This window comes from Streptomyces sp. PsTaAH-124 (genome assembly GCF_000373685.1).
Lineage (GTDB): Bacteria > Actinomycetota > Actinomycetes > Streptomycetales > Streptomycetaceae > Streptomyces > Streptomyces andamanensis.
On record NZ_KB892208.1, the window covers coordinates 115,957 to 134,245 of the forward strand.

Consider the following 18,289-nt stretch of genomic DNA (forward strand, 5'->3'; position numbering starts at 1 on the left):
CGGGCCCGCCGGGACCTGACCGGTCACACCTCGGCGGCGGCCTCCTCGTCCTCCATCGCGGTGACGAAGCCCGGCAGCCACTCCTCCAGCTCGTCCCGCAGCCGCACGGTGGCGCCCAGCTGGCACAGCACACCGATCGTGCTGAGCGTCACTCGGTGGATCAGCAGGTAGGACGGGGGCAGATTGAGCCGCTTGCCCAACTGGTAGGCGGGCGAGCGGATGTCGGCGACACGGGCCGCCTGGCTGCGCATCCAGCCGCGGGTGAAGGTGAACTCGTCCGCCTGGGCCGGCTCGATGATCGGCAGCAGATAGTCCAGCACGGCGTCCGGATCCAGATCGACCGTCTCCTTGACGAAGCCCTCCGCGCGCAGCATGTCGTAGACGGCCTCGGCCTCGCCGTCCAGGGTCATCCGCAGGGAGGCGCCGATCGGCTCCGGCAGGCCGCCGGGCAGCCGGTCGACGGTGCCGAAGTCCAGGACGCCGAGCCGCCAGTCCTCCGCGCCGTCCGGGCCGCCGGGAAGCAGGCGGAAGTTGCCCGGATGCGGGTCGGCGTGCAGCAGGCCGGTGCGGGCCGGGCCGGAGAACAGGAAGCGGGCGAGCAACTGCCCGGCGCGGTCGCGCTGCTCCTGGGTGCCGTCCGCGATCACCTCGGCCAGCGGGACACCGTCGATCCACTCGGTGACCAGGACCTGCTCGCACTGGTGGATCACCGCGGGGACCAGGACGTCGGGATCCTGCGCGAACTCCTCCGCGTGCGCCTGCTGGGCCTGGGCCTCCAGGCCGTAGTCCAGTTCCTCGGAGACGCGGTCGCGCAGTTCGGTGATCAGGGGCTTGATGTCCATGCCGGGGATCAGCGGTCCCAGCAGCCGGGCGAACCTGCTCAGCTGGCCCAGGTCGGACAGGAGGGCCTCGCCCGCGCCCGGGTACTGCACCTTCACCGCCACCTCGCGGCCGTCGTGCCACACCGCCCGGTGCACCTGCCCGATGGACGCCGCAGCGGCCGGTTTGTCCTCGAACTCCTCGAACAGCGCACGCCAGTCCGCGCCGAGTCGCTCCTCCAGCACCGCGTGCACGGTGCGCGTCGGCATCGGCGGGGCGGCTTCCTGGAGCTTGGTCAGCGCCGCCCGGTAGGGACCCGCGACCTCCTCGGGCAGGGCGGACTCGAAGACGGACAGGGCCTGCCCGAACTTCATCGCCCCGCCCTTCAGCTCCCCGAGCACCTTGAACAGCTGATCGGCGGTGCGCTGCTGGAGCTCCCGGCCGACGATCTCGGCGGACTCGCCGACGATCCGTTTGCCGAGTCCCCAGGTCGCCCTCCCGGCGAAACCGAGCGGGAGCGCGGCGAGCTTGGCGGTCCGGGTGACCGCCTTCCGGGGAAGATCAGACATGCGCCCTCCAAGTCCCAGCAGGCCGCGTCGCTTCCGCCTGACGGCGAGGTGCGGACGACGGCCGTTGCTCAGCCATTGTCGCGCGTGCGCCGCCCTCCTTTGAGGTGTCTTCCACCACGGATTTCCGCGCCGCCCCGCACGGACAGTCCGGATGCGGCCACACCGGGCGCCCGTGCCAGTTCAGCGCGGGCGCGGACACCTCCCAGCGGGCACCGGTGCTGGAGGGTGTCTCCCCGTCCAGGAAGGCGAGCGCGTGGGCCGCCGCCAGCCCGGCCACCGTGGTGGCGAGGGCCAGGTCGCAGGGGCGCACCCGGCGCTGCCGCCCGGACCGCCACTGCGCCACCAGGCGCGGCCAGGTCTCGTCCCGGTCGGTGCGCCCGTGGTGCAGGCACTCGGCGCAGCCGGTCTGTCCGGGCAGGACCAGCGGGCCCACGACTCCCGTGGCCTCCACGATCCCGGCGTACAGATGGGGAGTGCCCGACGCGATCAGGGGAGCCGCCACGGCCGGGTCGGGCGCGTGCACGGCGACGTCGTCGCGCGGGGCGATGACGACCAGCGCGTGCCCGGCCTCGTCCGCCCCGGACGGCGTCCCGGCGGTGCGGCGTTCCGGACGGCCGGGGGCGGCGCGGCGCACGGCGCGGCGGGCGGCGGCGTCCCGGCGCTCGCCGACGGCCTCGGCGGGCAGCCCGCCCGGGGCCACGTCCCACGGCTCCACGCATCCTCCGTCCAGCACCTCGACCTCGCCGACCCCCGCGCCGGACAGCAGCGCGGCCAGCGCGGCGCCCACCCGGCCGGCACCGCGCACCCGCACCCGCATACCGCGCCGGGCGGCCAGCCGCTCGATCGCCCCGTCCGGCTCACGGGCCACCACGGACAGCGCGGCGAGGTCGGGTGCCAGCCGGTCCATGACCTCCTGCTTCGCCCGCAGCTCCGCGGCCGCCGCGCCGCCGCCCCGGGCGTCGTCCAGCAGGCCCGCGCGGGCCAGCCGCCGCACGAGGAGGTCGACGTGCCCCTCGGGCAGGTCCATGCGGTGGGCCTCCTCGCGCAGCAGCGGCAGCCCCCGGGTGCCGTTGAGCAGTTCGAGGAAGCTGCCCGTGGCGGTGTCGACCGGCCCCAGGGTCAGCGCGTGCGCGGGTGACATCCCGAACTGCACAGTGTTGAGATCACGCCAGCCGCGCCGCAGCGCGGGTTTCACCATCGGATGCATGAGCGGCCCCCGTAGCCGGATGGACAAAGGTGAACGAGTGCGACGAGAGAGATGAGTGCGACGAGAGAGGAGAAAGCGGGCGGGCCGGTGGAGCCGGTCGGTGCTCCGCCGACGAGTGCCAGCATGCCCGGTCCGGCCGGGCGGTGCGGAAAGTTGTCCACAGGCAGGGGGTATTCGTCATACGAATCGGACCGTCGGTGGGGGATCGACGCGGAACCGTCCCGGACCCGGGACTTCCGCCGTGCGCACCCGGTAACGTCGGGGCGTGTCCGCCGACCCACTGCACCGTGCCGGAGCGCCGCAGCGCAGCAAGACGAGCCCGCCGCCGAGCGGCTCGGCGGCGAGTCCGATCGAGGTCCGCAGGAGCGCCCGCCGCCGCCGGACCGTCTCCGCGTACCGCGAGGGCGACCGCACCGTCGTGCTCATCCCCGCCCGGATGTCCGAGGCGGAGGAGCGGCGCTGGGTGAACGTCATGCTCGACAAGCTGGCAGCCCAGGAGAGCCGCCGCTCGCTCGGCGACACCGAGTTGGCCGAGCGCGCCGAGCGGCTCTCGGCGCAGTACTACGACGGCCGGGCCCGGCCTGTCTCGGTCCGCTGGGTCACCAACCAGAACACGCGCTGGGGCTCGTGCACCCCGGCGGAGGGCAGCATCCGGCTCTCGCACCGCCTCCAGGGGATGCCCGAGTACGTCGTCGACTACGTGCTGCTGCACGAGCTGGCCCATCTGCTGGTGCCGGGCCACGGCCCCGACTTCTGGCGGCTCCTGGACGCCTATCCGCGCACCGAGCGGGCGCGCGGCTACCTCGAAGGGGTCGCCGCGGCCGCCCGCCTGCCGCACCCGCCGGGCGACCGCGACGAGTGACCGGCCGCCCCCGCCGGGCGCGCGGCAGGTGACCCCTCCGGGGGGCGCGGCACCGTGCGCCACGGCCGGGCGGGGATTGTGTACCGGGTCTGTACCGGCTTGGTCGGGTGTCGGAGTTTGCCGTTAGCCTGGCGCGACGCACTCGCACTCGGGATGGGGGACGGTCGTTACGTATGCCCAGGGAATTCCAACGCGGCCACAAGGCCAGGATCAGTGACCTGACCGCGGGCACGGATCTGTACGTGGGCGTACAGATCTCCGGCCCCGGACTGACCTTCGACATCAGCTGCTTCGGCCTCGACGCCGAGGAGAGGCTCTCGGACGACCGGTACTTCGTCTTCTTCAACCAGCCGAAGTCCCCGGAGGAGGCCATCCAGCTGCTGGGCGCGCAGGCCGGTGACACGGAGTCCTTCAGGGTCACGCTCGACCGGATCCCGCCGGGGATCCAGAAGCTGTCCTTCACGGCGACCCTCGACGGCGCCGGGCAGATGTCGCAGGTGGCCCCCGGTTACCTGCGCATCGTCGCGGGCGGCGAGGAGGTGGGCCGGTACTCCTTCACCGGCGCCGAGTTCTCCACCGAGCGGGCCGTGATGCTGGGCGACATCTACCTCAAGGACGTCTGGCGGTTCGCCGCGGTCGGACAGGGGTTCGACGGCGGCCTGGAAGCGCTGCTGAAGAACTTCGGCGGTGAGGTGCTGGAGGAGGAGGCACCCGCTCCGGCACCGGCACCGGCTCCGCAGCAGGCGCAGCCGGGCGCGGTCCCGGGCTTCGCCCCGCCCGCCCAGTCCGCCGCCCCGCCCGCCTTCGGAGCCCCCGGCGCGGCACCGGCACCCGCGGCTCCCGCACCGGCGCCCGCAGCCGCCGCACCGGCGCCCGCTCCGGCCCCCGCGCCCGCTCCGGCCCCCGTGCCGCAGCCCGCCGCCCAGGGCTTCGCGCCGCCCCCGGGCTCGACCCCGCCGCCCCCCGGCCCCCCGGCTCCGGCGCCCGCCCCCTCGGTGCACGCCGCGCCGACCATCATCGCGCCCATGGCCCCGCCCGGAGGCACTGTCCCGCCGCCGGCCCCGGCCCCCGCGCCGTACGGGCACCCCGGCCAGCAGCCGCCGTACGGCCAGCAGGTTCCGGGCTACGGCCGGCCCCCGGCCGCCCACGCGCCGGTCGCGCCGCCCGGATACGGCCAGCCCCCGCTGCCGCCCGGCTACGGGCAGCAGCCCCCCTACGGACAGCAGCCGCCGTTCGGGCAGGTGCCCGGCCAGCCCACGCCCTACGGCGCACCGCAGGCCGCCGCGCAGGCTCCGCAGGGCGCCGGGGTGGCCGCCGCGCTCCAGCAGTTCAAGGAGACGCCCACCGGCCAGCGCTGGACCCTCCAGAACGGCAAGCTGATCCGCGCCGACCTCGGCACGGGCGGCCAGCCCGTCCTGGCCCGGCAGGGCAGTATGGTCCTCTACCAGGGCAAGGTCGACTTCAGCTACAAGGGCGCGGGCTTCGCGGGCCGTATCGTCGGCAACGCCACCGGCCAGGAGATGCAGCTCATGCGCTGCACCGGCCAGGGACAGGTGTTCCTCGCCGAGAACTCCGCCCATCTGCACCCGGTCGAGCTCCAGGGCGACGCGATCTGCGTCTCCGCGGAGAACGTCCTCGCCTTCGACGAGAGCCTCCAGTACGAGGTCCGCCGCATCGAAGGGCACGGCATCCCCGGCGGTGCCCTGTTCACCATGCAGTTCCAGGGCACCGGCACCGTGGTCGTCAAGACGCACGGCACGCCGGTCGTCCTGCCGGTCACCCCGACGACGTTCGTCGACTCCAACGCCGTCGTCGCCTGGTCCGCCGCCGCGCAGGTGATCGTCTCCAGCCAGGTGCGCATGCACCGCAACGCCTACTCGGGCCACACCGGGGAGGGCGTCAACCTCCAGTTCCGGGCCGCGCCCGGCAACTTCGTCGTCGTCCAGCCCTACGAGGTCTGAGGGAGCCCGTCATGAACCAGCCGCTCGCGGGCTACGCCCCCGCACCCGTCACCGCCCGCATGGAGAACCACGGCAGCCACATGCTGAAGGTCGCCATGCAGACCGGCAACGACCTCTTCGCGCGCGTGGGCTCGATGGTCGCCTACGAGGGGTTCGTGCAGTACGAGCCCAACCCGCCGGCCGTGCGCCAGATCGCCCGTGACTGGATCACCGGCGAGGGCGCGCCCCTGATGAAGTGCACCGGTGACGGTCTGCTCTACCTCGCCGACTACGGCGCCGACGTCGTCGTCATCAACCTGGGCGGCGACGCGATCTCCGTCAACGCCACCAACCTGCTCGCCTTCGACGCGCACCTCCAGTGGGGCGTCGAGCGGGTCAAGGGGCTGGCGAAGTTCGCCGGACAGGGCCTGTGGAACACCAAGATCTCCGGGCAGGGCTGGGTCGCGCTCACCTCCCGGGGCAAGCCGATCGTCGTCGACTGCGGCGGCGGGGAGAACGAGACCTACGTCGACCCGGACGCCCTGGTCGCCTGGTCGCCGAACCTCAAGGTGAAGGGCAAGCGCAGCTTCAAGGCGCAGTCCCTGATCGGACGGGGCAGCGGTGAGGCGTACCAGATGGCGTTCTCCGGGCAGGGCATCGTCGTCGTACAGCCCAGCGAGGACAGCACGGACCGCCTCCGGGTCCGGGGCTGAGGGGGAGAGAAGGACAATGCAGAGCCCGCTTTTCGCCTTCAACGACGTCCAGACCCAGGACCGCTGGGGCCTCCAGAACAAGCAGATGCTGCGCGTCGTCATGGAGGGCCACGACGACATCCTCGCCCGCAAGGGCACGATGGTCGCCTACCAGGGCATGGTCGAGTTCGACGCCGAGTACCAGAGCAGCAACCAGGGGCACGCGCGTGCCTACACGGGCGAGGGCCTCGACCTGATGCGCTGCCACGGGCAGGGCACCGTCTACCTGGCCAATCTCGGCCAGTACGTGCACATCATGGACATCGAGCAGGACGGCCTCACCGTCGACAGCAGCTATGTCCTGGCGATGGACTCCTCGCTGCACCACGAGGTGATCGCCGTCGACAGCATGTACGGCATCTCCGGCTCCGGGAAGTACCAGCTGAACATCACCGGACACGGCAAGGTGGCCCTGATGACCTCCGGGGCGCCGCTGATGATGCAGGTGACGCCCGACAAGTACGTCAACTGCGACGCCGACGCGATCGTCGCCTGGTCCACCGGGCTGCGCGTGCAGATGCAGGCCCAGACGCACTCCTCGGGGGTGTGGCGGCGCCGCGGCAACACCGGCGAGGGCTGGGAGCTGAGCTTCATGGGCAGCGGCTACGCGCTCGTCCAGCCCAGTGAGCTGCTGCCGCCGCAGAACGCGGCGATCGGGCAGGGCCTCGCCGCGCAGTTCGGCATGGGGCAGCAGGGCGCCCGGGGGCAGAACCAGGGCAACGCCTGGAGCTGAGCCCGGCCCGAGCGTCGGACAGAAGCCCGAGCGTCGGACAGAAGAGTGAGCAGAGGTAAGGGGCGACCACCCTGGTGGTCGCCCCTTACCTCTGTCTCCGCCTCAGAGCCGGGCGCGCGTGGCCTCCAGCAGCCGGACGACCGAGTCGTCCGCGACGCCGCCCACCTCGTCGTAGGCGAACCAGCGCAGGTCCAGCGATTCGTCGCTGATCGCCTCGACGGCCCCGGGCGGGGCGATCGCGGCGTACTGCACGTCGAGGTGCCAGGCGCACGGGGTGAGGTGCCGGTCCAGGCGGACCGGGCCGCCGGGCAGCAGGGAGAGCCCCGGGATGCCCGACTCCTCGGCCCCCTCCCGCAGAGCCGCCTGTGCCAGGGTGGCGTCCTCCGGCTCGCAGTGGCCGCCCATCTGGAGCCACATGCGCAGCTTCTTGTGCAGGGTCAGCAGCACCCGGCCGTGCTCCGGGTCGACCACCAGCGCGCTCGCCGTGATGTGCCCGTCCCCGCACGCCTTCCAGAGGCCGTCCGGGTGGGCGGCCAGATGGTCCAGGTAGACCTGGCGCAGCTCCGTCTGGTCCTCGTAGCCCTTCAGTACGAGGACCGTGTCGTCGAAGAGGCTCACTCGGTGCCGTCGTCCTTGCCGTCGCCGGCGCCGTCCTCGGGGGCCCTGCCCTCGCCCGGGTCCTTCTTGTGCAGGTCGGGCTTGCCGCTCGCCGCCTCGCCGAGCATCTTGTCCAGCTCGGAGAAGTCCAGCTGCTCGCGGTGCACGAAGCCGTCCGGGTCGTCCAGGTCGGCGGCGGTCGGGAGCATGTCCGGGTGGGCCCACAGGGCGTCCCGGCCCTCGACCCCGCGCGCGTCCGTGAGCGAGGCCCACAGGCGGGAGGCGTCGCGCAGGCGTCGCGGACGCAGTTCGAGACCGATCAGCGTGGCGAACGTCTGTTCGGCGGGGCCGCCCGAGGCGCGGCGGCGGCGCAGCGTCTCGCGCAGCGCGTCCGCGGACGACAGACGGGGCTTGGCGGCGGCGTGCACCACCGCGTCCACCCAGCCCTCCACGAGCGCCAGAGCGGTCTCCAGCCGCGCCAGGGCGGCCTTCTGCTCCGGCGTGTCCTCCGGCTGGAACATGCCCTGCTGGAGGGCGTCCTGCAACTGCTCCGGGTTCTGCGGGTCGAACTGGCCGACCACGTCCTCCAGCTTGGCGGTGTCGACCTTGATCCCGCGCGCGTACCCGTCGACCGCGCCGAACAGGTGCGAGCGCAGCCACGGGACGTGCGCGAACAGGCGCTGGTGGGCGGCCTCGCGCAGCGCCAGGTACAGGCGCACCTCCTCCTGGGGCACGCCGAGGTCCTTGCCGAACTTCTCGACGTTCACCGGGAGCAGCGCGGCCTTGCCGGCCGGGGCGAGCGGCAGACCGATGTCGGTCGAGCCGACGACCTCGCCGGCCAGCACGCCCACGGCCTGCCCGATCTGCGTACCGAACATGGCGCCGCCCATGGAGCGCATCATGCCGATCAGCGGGCCGGCCATGGCCTGCATCTCCTCGGGCAGCACATCGCCCATGGCGTTGCCGACGCGCTCGGCGACCGGGTCGACCAGCTCCTGCCACGCCGGGAGGGTCGCCTCGACCCACTCCGCGCGGGACCAGGCCACGGTGGAGGCGGCACCGGAGGGCAGGGAGGTGGCGTCGTCCAGCCACAGGTCGGCCAGGCGGACGGCCTCCTGGACGGCGGTGCGCTCGGCGGGGCCGACGCTGGCGTCGTTGGTGCCGTCCGACGTGCCCTGGGCGACCGTCTGGCGGGCGATCTGCTTGGCCATGTCCCAGTTCACCGGGCCGCCCTCGTAGGAGAGCATCTGGCCGAGCTGCTGGAAGGCGGCGCCCAGGTCGGTGGGGTTCAGCGACCCGAACATCGCCGCGAGCGGATTGTCGGCGCCGGGCCCGCCAAAGCCTCCGGCTCCGGGCGACCCGAAACCGAACGGGTTGGCCGGTCCCTGCCCACCACCGCTCTCCTGGTCCTTCTTCTTGCCCTCGTCGCCGTCGTCCGGCTCCTCCGGCGGAAGGCCGAATCCGAATGGGGTGTCACTCACGGGGTTCCTCGGCTGGTAAGGCCACCGGTTCTCTCCGGCGGCGCGGCTGCCCGACAACACCACCCAGCCTAGACACCGCGAGCGGTTCGGGCCTCGGTGCTTCGCCGACAGAACGCCTGCGGCAGGATGGATGCCACCTGGTACGTACGCGTCATTCGCGCCCGTATGGAAGACAACCGCTGGAGACGCCCGGTGAGTTCCCCAGATCCACAGGTTCGCGCAGCGCGAAACCATGAAAACACGCCCGCCGCGCGCGGGCCCGTCGTCGCGGTCACCGGAGCCGCGGGCGGTGTCGGCGCCCTGCTCACCGAGCGGCTGGCCGCATCCGCCGAGGTCCGGCAGGTCATCGCCATCGACGAACGGCGCGGGGAGTGTGCCCAGGCGCAGTGGCACGTCCTGGACGTGCGCGACCCCGCCATCGCGGAGCGGCTGCGCGGCGCCGACGTCGTGGTGCACCTGGCGCTCGACCTCGATCTGGAGAGCGACCCCGCCGCCCGCAGCGCCTACAACGTCCGGGGCACGCAGACGGTGCTGACGGCCGCGGCGGCGGCCGGGGTGCACCGGGTGGTGCTGTGCACCTCCGCGATGGTCTACGGGGCGCTGCCGGAGAACGAGCTGCCGCTGTCCGAGGACGCCGAGCTGCGCGCGACCGCCGAGGCCACCGGTGTCGGCGACCTGCTGGAGATCGAGCGGCTGGCCCGGCGCGCTCCCCGCGCGCACCCCGGCCTCAATGTGACCGTGATGCGCCCGGCCGTCCTGGTCGGCGGCACCGACACCGCGCTGACCAGGTACTTCGAGTCGCCGCGGCTGCTGGTGGTGGCCGGGTCCCGGCCGGCCTGGCAGTTCTGCCATGTCGAGGACCTGTGCAGCGCGCTGGAGTACGCCGTGCTGGAGAAGGCCGACGGCGAGCTGGCCGTGGGCTGCGACGGCTGGCTGGAGCAGGAGGAGGTCGAGGAGCTGAGCGGGATCCGGCGCATGGAGCTGCCGTCGGCGGTCGCGCTGGGCGCGGCGGCCCGGCTGCACCGGATCGGGCTCACCCCGTCCCCGGCCGGTGACCTGGCGTACACGATGTACCCCTGGGTGGTGAGCGGCAGCCGGCTGCACGACGCCGGATGGCGGCCGAAGTGGACCAACGAGGAGGTCCTCGCGGAGCTGCTGGAGGAGGTCGCCGGGCGGCACACGGTGGCCGGGCGGCGGCTCGGGCGCAAGGACGCGACGGCGGCCGGTGCCGCGGGCGCGACGGTCGCGCTGCTGGGCGCCGCGGCGGTGGTGCGGCGGGCACGCAAGGCCCGCCGCCGCATCTGAGCGGCCCGCGCCCGGCCGGGCGGGCCGTCGGCCGGTCGTAGGAGGCTCCAACCTCCACGCGCGCGTGCCGGGCGATCACGCTATTCCGCGTCCTCGCGCGCGTGCGGCACGATGGAGAGCATGGCACCCACCACCGATCACCCCGGCGAGCACACCGCCGACGACCCCATCAAGCTCATCGGCGTCCGGGACACCGCGCTCTCCCTGGACGAGGTCTTCCGGGCGCTCGGCGACGCGGCGGCCGGGGGGACGGCGCTGTTCGTGGGGACCGTGCGCAACCACGACGGGGGCGCCGACGTCGACGGCCTGGGGTACTCCTGCCACCCCAGCGCCGAGGAGGAGATCCGGCGCGTCGCCGAGAAGGTGGTGGCCGAGTATCCGGTGCGGGCCCTGGCAGCCGTGCACCGGGTGGGCGATCTGGGGATCGGGGACCTCGCCGTGGTCGTCGGCGTGTCGTGCCCGCACCGCGCCGAGGCGTTCGCCGCCTGCCGGAAGCTGATCGACGACCTCAAGCACGAGGTGCCGATCTGGAAGCACCAGCGGTTCTCCGACGGCACCGAGGAGTGGGTCGGCGCCTGCTGAACCCGGAGCGCCGCCCCGAGGACCCGCACCCCGGTCCGGAGTCGCTCCCGCGCCCGGCCCCCGGTTGCGTAACCGGCCCCCTGGCCCGAGCGTTGTCAGTGCGGATGGTTAATCTGCTGATCAGTCGGTCGGGATCGGTCGATCGGGGTAGGGAGGTCGGCGTGGGAGCACTCGCCTGGTTGCTGATACCGGTGGTGGCGGGGATAGTCGCCGGGCTGTGGGGGAGCTGGGCGAACCGGACCCGCAGAATCCGCAGCGACGGGCCCGAACTGGACGGCTACGCCCGGTTCCGCGAGGCCATGGAGCGGTCCACCTCCGGCACCTGACCGGACCCCGCGGCGGCCCTGACGGTGCGCCGACAGCCCGGTCCCGTACTGTCGTGTCATGCCACGCCGCACCGCGACGATGCTCGCCTCCACCCTGATGCTGATCGCGCTCCTGTGCGCGGGAGTGTTCCTCCAGGTGCCGTACTCGGAGATGTCCCCGGGACCGACGGTCAACACCCTCAGCGACCACGACGGCGAGCCGGTGCTTCAGATCGACGGGCACAAGACGTACCCGACGGACGGCCATCTCAACATGACGACCGTGCGGGTCACCAGCCCGGATTACCGGATGAACCTCGTGGAGGCCGTCTACGGCTGGCTGGCCCACGACAACAGGATCGTCCCGCACGACACGCTCTACCCGGACGGCAAGACGGAGGAGCAGTCGACCCAGGAGAACGCCGAGGAGTTCAGCCAGTCCCAGGAGAGCGCCAAGGTCGCCGCCCTGAAGAAGCTCGGCATCCCGGTGCAGAGCTGGGTGATCGTGGCCACCGTGGTCAAGGACAGCCCGGCGCAGGGCAGGCTGCACGCCGGTGACGTCATCAAGGCGGTGGACGGCACCCCCGTCAAGCAGCCCTCCGACGTGGCGGGGCTGGTCACCAAGCACAAGCCGGGCGAGAAGACCGTCTTCACCATCGTGCCCGCCAAGGACCAGGCCGCCGCCGAGAAGGCGCACAGGACGGCGACGGCCACCAAGGACGTGACGATCACGACCGCGCGGTCCCACGACGGGGGCGCCCAGCGGGCCGTCGTCGGCATCTCGCCGGGGACCGACCACACCTTCCCGTTCACGATCGACATCAAGCTCGCGGACGTCGGCGGCCCCAGCGCGGGTCTGATGTTCGCCCTCGGCATCTACGACAAGCTCACCCCGGGCAGCCTCACCGGCGGGAAGTTCGTGGCCGGGACCGGGACGATCGACGACGACGGCAAGGTGGGCCCGATCGGCGGCATCGAGCTGAAGACCATCGGCGCGCGCGACAAGGGCGCCCAGTACTTCCTGACGCCCGCCGACAACTGCGCGGCGGCGGCCGCGGACACCCCCTCCGGGCTGACCCTGGTCAAGGTCGGCACCATCAGTGACGCCCTCGGCGCGCTCAAGGACATCCGCTCCGGGAAGACCGCCGATCTGCCGACCTGCTCGGCCAAGGGCTGAGCGGACCGCCCCCGGCCCCAAGGGCCGCTCCCCCGGGGAGCGGCCCGTCAGGCACTCACTCCTCGAACGTGGCCGCCAGCGCCTCCGCCAGACCGGGGACCAGCTCCGAGCCGGTGAGGACGTCCGTGGCGGAGTCCTTCTCCCGCAGGCGCAGCGCCGACTCGCGCGCGCCGTCGCGCAGCACCGCGACCGTCATACGGACCTCCTGGCGCTCGGGGTGGGCGGCCACCCACCGGGCGAGCTTCGCCTCGTCGAGGCCCTGCGGGACCTGCGCCTCGGCGGACGGCGGCAGCATCAGGCGCTCCACGGTGAGCGCGCAGCCGGCCACCGCGCCCGGCCAGGCGATGGTGGCGAGGAACTCGTCGAGCGGCCGGTCCGCGGGGACCTCCTCCTGCTCGATCGGGGTGAGACCGGAGGTCTCCTGCTCGTCCTGGAGACCGAGCTGCGCGGCGAGGGCGGGTTCCTCGGACCGCAGCCGCGCGGTGTCGACGAGGGCGAAGAGGCGAGCGGGCTGGTCCCAGCCGAGTCCGGAGGCGTACTCGTCGATCTCGAGGACGGCCCGGGTGAGGGGGTTCGCTGCCATGGGAGTGTTGGACATGGTCACAATCCTGCCTCGTTCCCGGCCGGAATCGGGAACCGAATAAACGGTGAGTAAGTTGCATAGGTGGGCGCCCGTGACCGCGGGCGCTCCGTACGGTCCGCGGACACGGGGGCCAGACGCAACGACAGCGAACCACCAGCGAACTTCGAGGTGCGCACCTTGGCTTTCCAGATGCCGGACCGCGGCGGAGGCCCGTCCGGGCCGCGGATCAGAGTCGGCCGCCCGTCCCGGCGAGCCCGGACCCTGCTGATCGTCCTGGGCGTCCTTGCCGCTCTCGGCATCGCGTTCACGATGTTCGCGGGCTTCTGGACGGACTGGCTGTGGTACCGGTCGGTGCACTATTCGTCCGTGTTCACCACGACGCTGTGGACCAAGATCGGGCTGTTCCTGGTGTTCGGCCTGCTGATGGCGGCGGCCGTCGGGTTCAACGTCTGGCTGGCGCACCGGCTGCGGCCCCCGCTGAGCGCCATGTCGATGGAGCAGCAGAACCTCGACCGCTACCGGATGGGCATCGCGCCGTACAAGAAGTGGCTGCTGTGCGGGATCACCGCCGTGGTGGGGCTGATCGCGGGGGCCTCCGCCGCGGGCCAGTGGCGCACCTGGCTGCTGTGGGTCAACGGCGTGCCGTTCCACCGGACGGACCCGCAGTTCCACCTCGACATCTCCTTCTACACGTTCGACCTGCCCTGGTACCGCTTCCTGCTGGGCTTCGGCTTCGCCGCCACGATCCTGTCCCTGATCGCCGCGGTGCTGACCCACTATCTGTACGGCGGGCTGCGGATCACCAGCCCCGGTGCGCGGGCCACGGCCGCGGCCACCGGGCACCTGTCGGTGCTGCTCGGCGTGTTCGTCGCGCTGAAGGCGGTCGCGTACTGGCTCGACCGGTACGGGCTGGCCGTCAAGTCCAGCGACTTCAAGGCCACCGACAACTGGACGGGTCTGCGCTACGTCGACGCCAACGCCTATCTGCCGGCCAAGACGATCCTGTTCTGCATCGCGGTGATCTGCGCGCTGCTGTTCTTCGCCACGCTGTGGCGGCGCACCTGGCAGCTCCCGGTGATCGGCTTCGGTCTGATGGTGCTCTCGGCCGTCCTCATCGGCGGCCTGTACCCGGCGATCGTCCAGAAGTTCCAGGTCCAGCCCAACGAGCAGGCCAAGGAAGCGCCGTACGTCGCCAAGAACATCAAGGCGACGCGTGAGGCGTACGGCATCGATCACACCGACGTCTCGGACTACGACGGCACGAGCAGCACCGAGGACAAGTCGACGCTGCGCGGCCAGGTGGACAAGACGGCGAGTGTGCGCATCCTCGACCCGAACATCGTCTCGCCCACGTTCCAGCAGATCCAGCAGATCCGCGGTTTCTACGCGTTCCCGAACAATCTGGACGTCGACCGGTATCCCACCAAGGACGGCAAGGTCCAGGACACGGTCGTCGGTCTGCGCGAGCTGAACTTCGACGGCATCAAGAAGAACTGGATCAACAGCCACTTCCGGTACACCCACGGCTACGGCGTCGTCGCCGCCAAGGGCACCGAGGCCAGCAACGGCGAGCCGGTCTTCACCGAGAAGAACCTGCCCGCCACCGGCGAACTCGGCTCGTACGAGCAGCGCGTCTACTACGGCGAGAAGACCACCACGTACTCGATCGTCGGCGGTCCCCAGAAGGAGATCGACTACTCGAACAACGACGGCGAGACGACCACCAGCTACCAGGGCAAGAGCGGGGTCAGCCTGTCCAGCCCGGTCAACCGGGCCGCGTACGCGCTGGCGTTCGGCGAGCCGCAGATCCTGTACTCCGGCGCCATCGGGGACGGTTCGCGGATCCTGTACAACCGCACGCCCAAGGAGCGCGTCGAGGCGGTGGCGCCCTGGCTGACCATCGACGGCGACGCGTATCCGGCGGTGGTGAACAACAGGATCCAGTGGATCGTCGACGCGTACACGACGACCAACGGCTATCCGTACGCCTCGCGCACGACGCTGGGCGACACCACGGCCGACTCGCTGACGTACAACAACAACCAGCGCGCGGTGGTGGCCCAGCAGAACCAGGTCAACTACATCCGCAACTCGGTGAAGGCGACCGTCGACGCCTACACCGGCGAGGTCAAGCTGTACCAGTGGGACACCGAGGACCCGGTCCTGAAGACCTGGATGAAGGCGTTCCCGGGCACGGTGCAGCCCAAGTCGGCCATCTCCCCGATGCTGATGGACCATCTCCGCTACCCGCAGGACCTGTTCAAGGTGCAGCGCGAGCTGCTCACCCGGTACCACGTCCAGGACGCGCAGACCTTCCTCAGCAGCAGCGAGGTGTGGCAGGTGCCCGACGACCCGACCAACAAGTCGGGCAACGCGGTGCCGCCGTACTACCTGACGATGAAGATGCCCGGCCAGGACTCCCAGGCGTTCTCGCTCACCACGACGTTCACCCCGAGCGGCCGGGACAACCTGAGCGCGTTCATGGCGGTCGACTCGCAGGCGGGCACGCCCGACTACGGCAAGATCAGAATCCTGAAACCGAAGAGCACGACGGTCGGCGGCCCCAAACAGGTGCAGAGCCAGTTCAACTCCAACTCCTCGCAGAACATCGCCGAGTTCGTGAAACTCATCAGAGGCGGTGACTCGGAGATCGAGTACGGCAATCTGCTGACCATCCCGCTCGACGGCGGATTCCTCTATGTCGAACCGGTCTATGTGCGCGGCGGTCAGCTCAAGTACCCGCTGATGCGCAAGGTCCTGGTGACCTACGGCGGGGCCACCGCGTTCGAGGACACCCTCGACCAGGCGCTGGACAAGGTCTTCGGGGCCGGCGGGGCAGCGAACCCGCCGGACAAGGGCACCGGCACCACACCGCCGGCCGCAGGCAACCCGACGGTCCAGAAGGCCCTGGAGGCGGCCCAGAAGGCCTTCGACGAGGGCCAGACGGCGCTGAACAAGAAGCCGTCCGACTGGGAGGCCTACGGCAAGGCGCAGAAGGACCTCCAGAAGGCGCTCCAGCAGGCCGAGGACGCGCAGGAGGCGGCCCGCAAGCAGGGCAACGGCAAGAACGGGAGCTGAATTTCCCGAACGAGTCGGAGGCCCGGGTCCCTGGACGGATCCGGGCCTTCGCGCTGCGCGGACTCACGTCGCGTGGCCCACGACCGCCGTGCCGCCGTGGGGAGTTGGGCGATCTGTGTTTGACTTGTCTCTCTGTGGGCATGTCGACAAAACGCTGAAGTGACCTCACTGGCTGCGGTATACCAGGTGTACCCGGGTTGCGGGTGGTGCGACGATGGACGTTATGGGGGACAAGGTAACTCTGTTCGAGACAGGGCGATTTGTGCAGACTTCCGACCCCGGGCCGACCCAGGGGCCCGAGGAGTCCGGGAGCGTGGACCCGTACCGGACCGGCACCCGCGCGCCCGGTACGGAGGTGACGGGCACGGACGGGACCGAGGACGGAACCGGGGACGGCACGGCGGCGCGGGAGACCGCGGCGGACGAGACCGGGGCCGCCGCCGAGGAGGTCGCCGAGCTGGCGCGCCGCCGGCTCGCCGCCGAGTCCGGCGACACCGAGGCGATGAGCGTCCTCGGGGCCATGCTGCTGCGCCGGGGCGACCTGGACGGCGCCGAACCCCATCTGCGGGCCGCCACCGCGGCCGGTGACCGGGCCGCGGCCAACAACCTGGGCGTCCTCCTCCAGCAGCGCGGCTACCCCGAGGAGGCGGCCGGCTGGTGGCGTATCGCCGCCGTCGCCGGGTCGGCCCCGGCCGCGCACGCGCTCGGCCGCCACCACCGCGAGCGCGGCGACGAGCCCGCCGCCGAGTACTGGCTGCGCCAGTCCGCCGAACAGGGCCATGTCCTGGGCGCCTACGCCCTCGCCGACCTGCTGGAGCACCGCGCCGACACGGACGCCGAGCGCTGGATGCGGGTGGCCGCCGAGCGCGGGCACCGGGAGGCGGCGTACCGCCTGGCCAGGGCGGTGGACCGGCGGGCCGCGCCGGACCCGGCGGCGGACGGTGCCGCTCCGTCCGCGGCGGCCGAGCAGTGGTACCGGCAGGCCGCGGCCCGCGGCCACCGCCGTGCCGCGCTGCACCTCGGGGCGATCCTGGAGAAGCGGGGCGAGCTGAAGGAGGCCGGCCGCTGGTACCTGACGTCCGCCAAGGACGGCGAGGCGCGCGCCGCCTGCGCCCTCGGGTTCCTGCTGCGCGACGCCGGGGACACCGAGAGCGCGGCCGTGTGGTGGCTGCGGGCCGCGCAGGACGGCGACGGCAACGCGGCCAACGCGCTGGGCGCGCTGCACGCCGAGCGCGGCGAGACGCAGACCGCCGAGCGCTGGTACCGCGCGGCGATGAACGCCGGGGACGTCAACGGCGCCTACAACCTGGCCCTGCTCTGCGCCGAGCAGGGCCGCACCCCGCAGGCCGAGCAGTGGTACCGCAGCGCGGCCTACGCGGGCCACCGCGAGGCCGCGAACGCGCTGGCGGTCCTGCTGCTCCAGGGCGGGGACACGGCCGGTGCTGAGCCGTGGTTCTCCAAGGCGGCCGAGGCGGGCAGCGTGGACGCCGCCTTCAACCTGGGCATCCTCTACGCCGGGCGCGGCCTGGAGCGGGACGCCCTGCGCTGGTACGAGCAGGCGGCGGCGGCCGGGCACAGCGAGGCGGCCCTCCAGGTGGGCATGGCCCGGCTGCGCGCGGGCGACGAGCGGGCGGCCGAGCGGCATCTGCGCTGCGCGGCCGGCGGCGGCAGCGCGGAGGGCGCCTACCGGCTGGCGAGCGTCCTCGACGCGCGCCGCCCCCCGCCGCCCGCGCACGAACTGGGGGAACCGGCGGTCCACGAGAAGACCGAGTGCGAGGAGTGGTACGAGCGGGCGGCCTCCCAGGGGCACCGCCGGGCCCAGGTGCGGGTGGGCATGCTGGCCGCGGCGCGCGGCGACGTCGTCGAGGCGGCGCGCTGGTATCGCGAGGCCGCGGAGGCCGGGTCCCGCAACGGCGCGTTCAACCTCGGTCTGCTGCTGGCCCGCGAGGGCAGCGAGCCCGAGGCGGTCCTGTGGTGGACCCGGGCCGCGGAGGCCGGGCACGGGCGCGCGGCGCTGCGGCTGGCGCTGGTCTGCGCGCGGCGGGGCGAGCTGGCCGAGGGGCAGCGGTGGGCCGACCGGGCGGTGGCGCTGGGGCCGCGCGAGGTCGCCCAGCGGGCGGCGCGGCTGCGGGACGCGCTGCGCGAGGAGCTGTCGGCGTGACGCTCCGCGAGGTGCCGCCGGCCCGCGCGGCCGGACGGTTCCGCGGGGCGGCGGAGGACCGCGAGGTGGCACGGCTTGGCGGTGCGGGCGGGGCCGAGGGGAGGCGATTTGCTTCTTCTCCGCCCGGTCACGTAGTGT

The 18,289-nt window shown here is 72.5% G+C and carries 15 protein-coding genes; 10 read left to right on the plus strand and 5 right to left on the minus strand.

All coding sequences use genetic code 11. The features are described 5' to 3' along the window. Positions 1-23: 23 nt before the first annotated feature. Positions 24-1,388 (minus strand): ABC1 kinase family protein, encoded by a 1,365-nt coding sequence (locus B086_RS0136050; RefSeq protein ID WP_018571305.1) that lies wholly within the window; start codon positions 1,386-1,388, stop codon positions 24-26. Continuing rightward, the gene (locus B086_RS0136055; protein ID WP_018571306.1) at positions 1,381-2,595 is read right to left on the minus strand and encodes a TOMM precursor leader peptide-binding protein; all 1,215 of its coding nucleotides are present in this window, start codon (positions 2,593-2,595) and stop codon (positions 1,381-1,383) included. Before B086_RS0136055 ends, B086_RS0136050 begins: the two co-directional genes overlap by 8 nt. Before the next feature lie 265 nt (positions 2,596-2,860). Here B086_RS0136055 and B086_RS0136060 point away from each other — a divergent pair, with 265 nt between their 5' ends. The 4 genes from B086_RS0136060 to B086_RS0136075 all read left to right on the plus strand — a co-directional run bounded on the left by B086_RS0136060 (position 2,861) and on the right by B086_RS0136075 (position 6,882). Next, positions 2,861-3,457 carry a M48 family metallopeptidase gene (locus tag B086_RS0136060; protein WP_018571307.1) on the plus strand — a complete coding sequence of 199 codons (597 nt, stop codon included), beginning with the start codon at positions 2,861-2,863 and terminating at the stop codon, positions 3,455-3,457. A 173-nt stretch (positions 3,458-3,630) separates the two neighbouring features. Beyond that, the gene (locus B086_RS0136065; RefSeq protein ID WP_018571308.1) at positions 3,631-5,418 is read left to right on the plus strand and encodes a TerD family protein; all 1,788 of its coding nucleotides are present in this window, start codon (positions 3,631-3,633) and stop codon (positions 5,416-5,418) included. An 11-nt stretch (positions 5,419-5,429) separates the two neighbouring features. After that, positions 5,430-6,110, plus strand: a complete 681-nt coding sequence (locus tag B086_RS0136070; RefSeq protein WP_018571309.1) for an AIM24 family protein — start codon at positions 5,430-5,432, stop codon at positions 6,108-6,110. Positions 6,111-6,126: 16 nt separating this feature from the next. After that, positions 6,127-6,882, plus strand: a complete 756-nt coding sequence (locus B086_RS0136075; protein WP_018571310.1) for an AIM24 family protein — start codon at positions 6,127-6,129, stop codon at positions 6,880-6,882. A gap of 102 nt (positions 6,883-6,984) precedes the next feature. Here B086_RS0136075 and B086_RS0136080 read toward each other — a convergent pair whose 3' ends face one another. Then, positions 6,985-7,500, minus strand: a complete 516-nt coding sequence (locus tag B086_RS0136080; protein WP_018571311.1) for an NUDIX hydrolase — start codon at positions 7,498-7,500, stop codon at positions 6,985-6,987. Then, positions 7,497-8,960, minus strand: coding sequence for a zinc-dependent metalloprotease (locus B086_RS0136085; protein WP_018571312.1), 1,464 nt, complete (start codon positions 8,958-8,960; stop codon positions 7,497-7,499). The genes B086_RS0136080 and B086_RS0136085 overlap by 4 nt, the downstream gene beginning before the upstream one ends. Before the next feature lie 192 nt (positions 8,961-9,152). On the opposite strand from B086_RS0136085, the gene B086_RS0136090 reads away from it, so the two are divergent. The 4 genes from B086_RS0136090 (at position 9,153) to B086_RS0136105 (ending at position 12,329) form a co-directional block, all read left to right on the plus strand. Beyond that, the gene (locus tag B086_RS0136090) at positions 9,153-10,265 is read left to right on the plus strand and encodes an SDR family oxidoreductase (protein WP_018571313.1); all 1,113 of its coding nucleotides are present in this window, start codon (positions 9,153-9,155) and stop codon (positions 10,263-10,265) included. Between the two features lie 120 nt (positions 10,266-10,385). Beyond that, entirely contained in the window at positions 10,386-10,847 is a 462-nt protein-coding gene (locus B086_RS0136095) for a molybdenum cofactor biosynthesis protein MoaE (RefSeq protein WP_018571314.1), read from the plus strand. A gap of 161 nt (positions 10,848-11,008) precedes the next feature. After that, a complete protein-coding gene (locus B086_RS45210; protein ID WP_018571315.1) occupies positions 11,009-11,173 on the plus strand; it encodes a hypothetical protein in 165 nt (54 codons plus the stop codon). 58 nt (positions 11,174-11,231) lie between these two features. Continuing rightward, complete coding sequence (locus B086_RS0136105; protein ID WP_018571316.1) at positions 11,232-12,329, plus strand: PDZ domain-containing protein; 1,098 nt, start codon at positions 11,232-11,234, stop codon at positions 12,327-12,329. 55 nt (positions 12,330-12,384) lie between these two features. Here B086_RS0136105 and B086_RS0136110 read toward each other — a convergent pair whose 3' ends face one another. After that, on the minus strand, positions 12,385-12,927 hold the full coding sequence (locus B086_RS0136110; protein WP_018571317.1) for a PPA1309 family protein: 543 nt from the start codon (positions 12,925-12,927) through the stop codon (positions 12,385-12,387). 174 nt (positions 12,928-13,101) lie between these two features. Here B086_RS0136110 and B086_RS0136115 point away from each other — a divergent pair, with 174 nt between their 5' ends. Both B086_RS0136115 and B086_RS0136120 read left to right on the plus strand, forming a co-directional pair. Then, positions 13,102-15,990, plus strand: coding sequence for a UPF0182 family protein (locus B086_RS0136115; protein ID WP_018571318.1), 2,889 nt, complete (start codon positions 13,102-13,104; stop codon positions 15,988-15,990). Between the two features lie 214 nt (positions 15,991-16,204). Beyond that, positions 16,205-18,151 carry an SEL1-like repeat protein gene (locus B086_RS0136120; RefSeq protein WP_026253136.1) on the plus strand — a complete coding sequence of 649 codons (1,947 nt, stop codon included), beginning with the start codon at positions 16,205-16,207 and terminating at the stop codon, positions 18,149-18,151. The last annotated feature ends 138 nt before the right edge of the window (positions 18,152-18,289 follow it).

Coding starts and splice junctions, on each gene's coding strand:
- B086_RS0136050 (WP_018571305.1), bottom strand. CDS start 1,388: ATGTCTGATCTTCCCCGGAAGGCGGTCACCCGGACCGCCAAGCTCGCC.
- B086_RS0136055 (WP_018571306.1), bottom strand. CDS start 2,595: ATGCATCCGATGGTGAAACCCGCGCTGCGGCGCGGCTGGCGTGATCTC.
- B086_RS0136065 (WP_018571308.1), top strand. CDS start 3,631: ATGCCCAGGGAATTCCAACGCGGCCACAAGGCCAGGATCAGTGACCTG.
- B086_RS0136070 (WP_018571309.1), top strand. CDS start 5,430: ATGAACCAGCCGCTCGCGGGCTACGCCCCCGCACCCGTCACCGCCCGC.
- B086_RS0136075 (WP_018571310.1), top strand. CDS start 6,127: ATGCAGAGCCCGCTTTTCGCCTTCAACGACGTCCAGACCCAGGACCGC.
- B086_RS0136095 (WP_018571314.1), top strand. CDS start 10,386: ATGGCACCCACCACCGATCACCCCGGCGAGCACACCGCCGACGACCCC.
- B086_RS0136105 (WP_018571316.1), top strand. CDS start 11,232: ATGCCACGCCGCACCGCGACGATGCTCGCCTCCACCCTGATGCTGATC.
- B086_RS0136110 (WP_018571317.1), bottom strand. CDS start 12,927: ATGTCCAACACTCCCATGGCAGCGAACCCCCTCACCCGGGCCGTCCTC.
- B086_RS0136115 (WP_018571318.1), top strand. CDS start 13,102: ATGCCGGACCGCGGCGGAGGCCCGTCCGGGCCGCGGATCAGAGTCGGC.
- B086_RS0136120 (WP_026253136.1), top strand. CDS start 16,205: ATGGACGTTATGGGGGACAAGGTAACTCTGTTCGAGACAGGGCGATTT.